This is a genomic window from Kocuria himachalensis, assembly GCF_054784195.1.
The window spans coordinates 1-6,322 of the sequence record NZ_BAAGPL010000047.1; the positions used below are offsets into that span (position 1 = coordinate 1).

The window sequence follows — 6,322 nt, forward strand, 5'->3', positions numbered from 1 at the left end:
GGGGGGAAGCGGGGCCTCCAGCACGGCGTCACCGATGACGAAGACCAGCCCGCAGGCGGCCACAAAGCCCACTGGCAAGACGAACCCGTCCGCTTGGGCCAGCCGGTGCGTGGAGTCAATCTCTTCCATGATCGCGCTGGATACAGCCGCTGCTATGGCGATGCCTCCGCTGGCCACGGTGATCATCACGGCCATCGGACGCAACGACCAGAGTGGTTTCCTCCGGAAGCCTCTACGGCCGGGTCTTGTGCGGCCGGTCCGGGCGGCGAGGAGGAGCAGGGTCACTCCGCTGACCGCTAGGAGCCCTCCGAGCCCGTACAGCAGCGCAGCCTCGAGAGCCAGGGCCCGGCTGAGGAGGGAGGTCCCGAGCCACCACACTGAGATCAGAACCGTGACAGCGCCGATACCAGTGAGGATGAGACCCCACCGCCGCAGTGCTCGGTCTGGTGTCATGCTGGGCTCTTCCCTGTCGTAGGCCCTTGGCAAGGACGGTACCGCCGTGTTCTCCCGCGGTCGAGAACCAGTGTGCCCAAAGCTCGTGGTACCTCCTGGTATGACGAGGCCCCGCCCACGCACGCGCAGCACCGACAGCCCCACCGATACGCGGCGCATGCACAAGTAGAGCAAGCAGCAGCGGGCACGGTCGGCCGTGGCCGCAGGGTGCGCAGAAAATTCTTCGTGTACCTCAAGGGTGGACCTGCGGGCTGGTGTCCCGGCGCAACCAGCCCGCAATACCCGCTCCTGCGCCGGCGGCACCGACGGTGACCGCTGATGCCGCTACTGCCAACACGCCCATGAGGGTCGCCGCACCGATGATGTCCCGTAGGGCTTGTCCGGGAGGCAGCGCCTCGGGGGTGAACCACCCGTTCCACCACACCAGCACCGGTGTGCCCAGTAAAACGGCCACCAGGTAGGCCATCGGCCAGAACATGTAGGTGATTGCCTGCTGTCCGGCGCGCCGGCCCTGCACAAACGCCAAGGGGACACTGAGCAGCAGCGGCCCGAGCATGGCGATGAGCGGGGCGCCGATCAAGGCTCCTCCCCCCTCAGGGGCAGTGACGAATAGCGCCCACAAGGCCGCAGCGAAAGCCAGCACCAGCACCACGGCCCAGATCAGCACCCGCAGCACCGCCCACGCTCCAAGCCTGGATGCAGCACGCCGCGACAGGTGTTCAGGCAAGGGCTCGCTCATACGTCCTCCCACACCCGGACTCAACGGTGAGGACACCCCGCGCGCCTACGATGCGCAGTCCCGGGCAAATGAAGACAGCCGCTTCCATCAGAGCCACCGGCCGCTGCCTGTGAACCCGAGCTGGGTCTGCCGCATCGTAGGACTCCTCAACGTAGAGCTATCCACAGAAGCCCTCTAGAGCGAGGACCTGGCTCCCAGACCTATCACCGCCCGCCACCGTCCACTAGCCACACAGTCGTGGTCTCACTGGTATCGCGGTGAAGTCACTACCAGGCGGCCCCACTGCGGGCATTGCAGTAAGGGTTCCTCGGTGAGCGTTGCCGACAGGCCAACCAACACCCCGCCGCACCGGAGGCACAGCGCAGCCGTCGAAGATTGAGACACATAAGAGCGGATCGCCCAGCGAAGGCAAGCGTGCAACGATGCCGTCAACTGAAGAGGTAAGGACGGTAGTCAATATGGAGCACCGACGCAGTAGCACCCAAACCAAGGTGCAACTCGCACTGGCGATTCTTATCGTCCTTGGGGCCCTCGGCTGGTGGGTAGCGACGGGTAATGAGGAACCCCTGGTTTTCGCGGTTGTCTTCGTAGCGACTTTGGCAATCTTCGCCGCGGTGCTCCTCCGCCGACAGCGCAGGCCAGGCGCCAAGAAGTAGGGGTTGGTGAGGTCCTGCGCGGCTACTTGATCTACCGCGTTGCGGTTGAAGTTCCCCTCTTGTGCGTCGTGGCTCCCGTTCAGGCCGACCGGTAGCGTCCGAGTATGGACCTGCTCCCAGACACCGGAGACCGTGTCCCGCCGCCGGCCAAGGGCGTCTCGATCCCCACTGTCGGTCAGGTCGTCATCCGGTCCATTCCCGCGGCCGGAGTAGGCCTGCTCGGTCTACCTCTGCTCGGGTGGTTCCTGCCTCCTGGTGTCGGTGAGAGGTGGTGGTTCCTGAGCGCCCTGGCCATCATGGCGTCGACGTTCTTGGTGTTGTATCTCGTCCAGGCGCCACGCCCCCGCTTCGACAAGCAGGTGAGCCAGGAACGCTGGAGCTGGTCCTTGGCCTACGTCGCCAAGCATCGGAGCGTATCGACAAATCCTGGTGTCAGGACTGCGGCAGCCCTGGCGGCCTGCTCCGAGATCGAGTTTTTCATCGTCCATGTGGGCATCGTTGTGGGCGGTGTCCTGGGCAATGTCATCCGGCCTGAATTCTTATGGCTGAGCTTTGTCGGCGCCGCCACCGGCGCGGCTCTGGTCGCGGCCTTTCGGCTCCGGCGAAGTTGGATATACCTACGACTGGTGCACTCAAAAGCGACGACCAAATGACCCGTCTTCCAGATGGACTGCCAAGGGACCGCTTTACATATGGCCCAGTTGCCGGTCCTTTTGGGTGAAATGGTGTTGCAGTAAGATTCCGGGAGTGCTACCGATGGCAACGTTCCTTTATGAATAACTGGTTTCCTCTCACGCATATGAAGTTCGCCAGAAATCCAAGAACCCTGCTATTATGAGCGGGCTTAAGTTCGCCGAAAGTAGCGGAACGATTTTTCCTTGCACGAAAACGCTAGTCAGCCGGAATAGCCATGAATTCTTAAATTTCCAGGAAGAAGAAATAAGTGGGAAGCTATAAAGGGAGTATGAATTCTGACGGAGGATAATTTCGAGTCGATCGAATATTTTTTCCAATATTTTCAGCTTTTGATCATCTGGGGTGCGAGCTACATCAATCGCAACCCATGTCGCAGCCGCCCATGCTACAAGGGGAACAACGAAAATGATGGGTTCCCGAATTATCTCCCAATATGGGTCACGGCCACTTTCTTGCAACTGTTCTGAAAGCTCCAAAGTGATGCCAGCCGAGGCGCCGTATAGGGCGGCTAGTCCAAAAAGTACAGCTGCCCAGACTGCTTTGACTAGCCATGTCACTCGCGCCCAGAGGCTTGAATAGTCACTTAGGGGTTTTGGGGGTGGCATTATGGATGCTAGTCCGAAAAGTGACGCCCAAGCCATGAAAGTGGTGGCAACTATAGTCACCATAAACAAAATAACCTGATCGTTAACGGCCAGCGCAAGCATGATTCCATACCATGTTAAAAAAAGTCCGTCCTGAGGCTCAAAGGCCCATCGGAGGACGCGTCGGAACATGCGGATTCCACGCTTCACGGTGTGATGTTACTGCGAACGCCAGCTTCGTTCGGGTCGCCCATGAAAATATTCTTCCGATTCGCTTTTTGCTTCACATTGGACCTCGAAAAGTGTAAAGCGACGCACAGTACCCTCGACTGCCTCTATCCCACGCCCGGTCTGGTGGGGGCTCGATAGTGCCTTTTCGGTAGTCGTCAAGGCAGTCCCGAGGCCGCCGCGGATCACTGGCCGAGAACGTGGTGTCCATGCGTGAGTGGACGTTCCTGCCAGCACCGGTGCAAATGATCGCGCGGAGTGGCGTGCCAGCTGTGGGCGCGTGGCCGGTTCTTTCAGGGCACGTCGCATGCGGCATGGGGTGACGGGGGTTCATTCGCCTACACCGTGGCGTCTGAGCTGGTTTAGCGCCGTAGCTTGCGTTTAGGGATCGTCGCGCGTATCCCGCATCATAGCGACGAAGTAGCCAATATTTCCGATGAGAGCCAGGACGCCACCAATAAGAACCATTCGGTGGCCAGTGATAATACCGATGACAAGAAACACTAGGATAGGAATCATATAGAAGAAAGCCGACCACTTCGCGCGAGACCGAAGCGACGCTGTCCAGAGCGGTTCTTTCTCAGGGCGCACGGATCGGTCCTCGTACTTTCTCTAGGTCAGAAAATTAGATGACTATAGCTAACCAGCTGAGGTTTGGCAGGGCAGTGTCGGCGCTGTCCCCCCTTGCGCGTACCGCGAATGGCGTACGTGTATGTGGAATGCCGCAACCGAAGGCCCATCGATCTCGGCGGCACCTCAAGCTTGAGCTTGCGCATCGAGGCGTTGATCGTTTCTCAGCTGCGTACGAAGCTAAGCCAGCAGCATCCAGGCTGGTGCTTGCCTACACCTGAAGCAGTGCTCGAGCCAGGGAAACTATGAACGCCACGGCGACCAGAGCGGCGGCCCAGGGTAGAGCTCGTTTGAAGCCGTCACGATACATCTCGAGGGTCTCCCCGTGTCGAGGGGAACCGCTCGTGACTGCGAATAGCGTGTTCGCCGCGTACCGCAGGTACCACTCCCACTTACGGACGATGATGAGCCACAGAGCCGCTATGCCGAAGAATCCCACCATCATCCACTGGGCGGTCGGTTCCTCGTCGATGCCGAAGGGTGTCAGCAATGCCGCGAAGGGGAAGGCCGTCGCGAGCACGATTAACGGCCAGAAGGCTGCCAGCTCCACGCTGCGCCGGGGCCGCCTGTCCGGATCCTGTACTAGGCGGTGGGCCACGAAACGGTGGCCGTACATCAACACCGTGCAGATGACGATCAGCACGAAAAAGCCGATCACGACGGTGATCTCACTGGTGTTCTGCATGTTCTCTCTTGTCTGTCTGGCCTTGGCTGCCCCGACGGTGCCCGTCATCTCTGCCTATCAGTCCTCGAAACCAGCTACCAGACACACATTTGCTGTTGCGAAAAGGCGGGAGCTGTTTGCTGGGCCCGATGTGTCACGACGGGCATTCAAGCCCGAGGATGACGCGCTCTTGCAGTCGCAGTTGGGGTTCCCCCACTCGTGTCGGTGCAAGAGCGTCTGGCCAGGGGTTGGCTGCTCCGGTAGATGTGCTGTAGACGAGTCTCGTTTGCAATCAAGCACCCGGGCGAACACCTTCAACAGACAGGCGGTCAACGCACATGGTGGCCATCTCAGGGAGGGCAGGCCGCGGGCTGCGGAGGGTGTTGGGTTGCTTCGTCCTGATACTGGGCGGCGTCGCGGTGGCCTTCACTTGGCCGGCGTTCAGTGTCTTGGCGCCTGGAGATCAGACCTGGGGCTGGATGTTCCTGGCTCTGGGGGCTGTGACCATGCTCATGGGCGTGTGGCTGGTGGTGGGCCGGTGGCGCGGAAAGCCTTTGGTGCTCTCACAGCATCCTTGGCGCTTGGGGTTCTTCGCAGTTCTCGCGGCGGTTTATTTCACGGCGTTCGTGGTGTTCGCCCGCCCCGTCCCCGGGGAGGGCGAGGATGTGGGCCCGCTCATCTTGCCCGGGTCTGCCGCGTGTCTGGTGGGCTTTGCGGTGTGCGCGTTGTTCGTACCGGCTGAGTCTGAGGCGCCGCGACGGAAGGGCCCGTTGCGCTACACCCCCGCTGGGCGGAAGACGGCACACCGGTTACTGCTCCTCATGGGCGGGGCCAGCGTGGCCCTCGTGCTGCTGGGCCTGCTGCTGGGGCACTGGGTGCACCCGTGGTTCGCTGAGACTTTTGCCGGTTCGGGTCTTTTCGGATTGGCGGTCACGGCGGTGATGACCGTCCGGGTCAGCAGGGCAGTGCCCGTGGAGGAAGGCGGGTCCAACACGGCATCCAGTGACGCCGCAAATGGGCGGAAAGGTTGATCCTCATGCCGCCGGAAGCTGCCGAACCTGATCGGCAGGGAAGCTTGCGGCCATGCAGTGGGGGTTCTTCTGTGGGAGTGAGAGCCGGGGGTGTCCGCGTGTGGACCGCGCCTTGGACAGGGATCCTTCAAAAAATCTCGGTTGACCAGCGCATGGTGATACTCGCATCGGGCGAGAGCATTCTTGGGAAGAGAGCGACATGAAACGGGCTAAGTCACTCCGACAGTGGGGATTTATAATTACCGCAATTGGGGTCATTTTTTCCCTTTCCTTAATTTTATACATAGAGCTTTCTAATCGATATAATTACACGGGAGTAATGCTCCTTGCGGCAGGTGCCCTTTATGCAGGGTGCTTGATAACTATAGGGGGAGTGCTTGTGCTTATTGTGGATGGCATACTCCGCCTCACTGGTCGGCGATATTAGCCTCCTCCTGGAAGCGGTGCCCCGTCAGCCTCGGGGTGCAGTTGGGGTTAGCTCATGGGCGATGCATCGGCGAATGTTTCATCAAGATTGGCAAGCTCCTGGCCCAGACCGCGCCACAGATTTCGTAGCTCGTCTCCGGCGTGACGGGGGGCTCCGGAGAGGGTATGTAGTGCCTCGGAACGCCCCAGTTCTGTCTTCAATTCACGCTGGTACC

6 protein-coding genes are annotated in these 6,322 nt (G+C 60.5%); 2 read left to right on the plus strand and 4 right to left on the minus strand.

The genetic code is table 11. The features are described 5' to 3' along the window. Positions 1-453 (minus strand): hypothetical protein (locus ACYVM4_RS18345; protein WP_460669475.1); only part of this gene is annotated, 453 nt, incomplete at its 3' end. Between the two features lie 232 nt (positions 454-685). Further along, complete coding sequence (locus tag ACYVM4_RS18350; protein WP_460669476.1) at positions 686-1,192, minus strand: hypothetical protein; 507 nt, start codon at positions 1,190-1,192, stop codon at positions 686-688. A gap of 760 nt (positions 1,193-1,952) precedes the next feature. On the opposite strand from ACYVM4_RS18350, the gene ACYVM4_RS18355 reads away from it, so the two are divergent. Next, positions 1,953-2,501 carry a hypothetical protein gene (locus tag ACYVM4_RS18355; RefSeq protein ID WP_460669477.1) on the plus strand — a complete coding sequence of 183 codons (549 nt, stop codon included), beginning with the start codon at positions 1,953-1,955 and terminating at the stop codon, positions 2,499-2,501. Positions 2,502-2,639: 138 nt separating this feature from the next. Here ACYVM4_RS18355 and ACYVM4_RS18360 read toward each other — a convergent pair whose 3' ends face one another. Both ACYVM4_RS18360 and ACYVM4_RS18365 read right to left on the minus strand, forming a co-directional pair. Continuing rightward, positions 2,640-3,338 carry a hypothetical protein gene (locus tag ACYVM4_RS18360; protein WP_460669478.1) on the minus strand — a complete coding sequence of 233 codons (699 nt, stop codon included), beginning with the start codon at positions 3,336-3,338 and terminating at the stop codon, positions 2,640-2,642. A gap of 859 nt (positions 3,339-4,197) precedes the next feature. Further along, a complete protein-coding gene (locus ACYVM4_RS18365) occupies positions 4,198-4,719 on the minus strand; it encodes a hypothetical protein (protein WP_460669479.1) in 522 nt (173 codons plus the stop codon). Between the two features lie 443 nt (positions 4,720-5,162). Between ACYVM4_RS18365 and ACYVM4_RS18370 the strand changes: the two genes are divergently transcribed. Further along, positions 5,163-5,681: a hypothetical protein gene (locus tag ACYVM4_RS18370; protein ID WP_460669480.1), complete on the plus strand. Its 519-nt coding sequence runs from the start codon at positions 5,163-5,165 to the stop codon at positions 5,679-5,681. Positions 5,682-6,322: the final 641 nt, after the last annotated feature.

Coding starts and splice junctions, on each gene's coding strand:
- ACYVM4_RS18350 (WP_460669476.1), bottom strand. CDS start 1,192: ATGAGCGAGCCCTTGCCTGAACACCTGTCGCGGCGTGCTGCATCCAGG.
- ACYVM4_RS18355 (WP_460669477.1), top strand. CDS start 1,953: ATGGACCTGCTCCCAGACACCGGAGACCGTGTCCCGCCGCCGGCCAAG.
- ACYVM4_RS18365 (WP_460669479.1), bottom strand. CDS start 4,719: ATGACGGGCACCGTCGGGGCAGCCAAGGCCAGACAGACAAGAGAGAAC.
- ACYVM4_RS18370 (WP_460669480.1), top strand. CDS start 5,163: ATGGGCGTGTGGCTGGTGGTGGGCCGGTGGCGCGGAAAGCCTTTGGTG.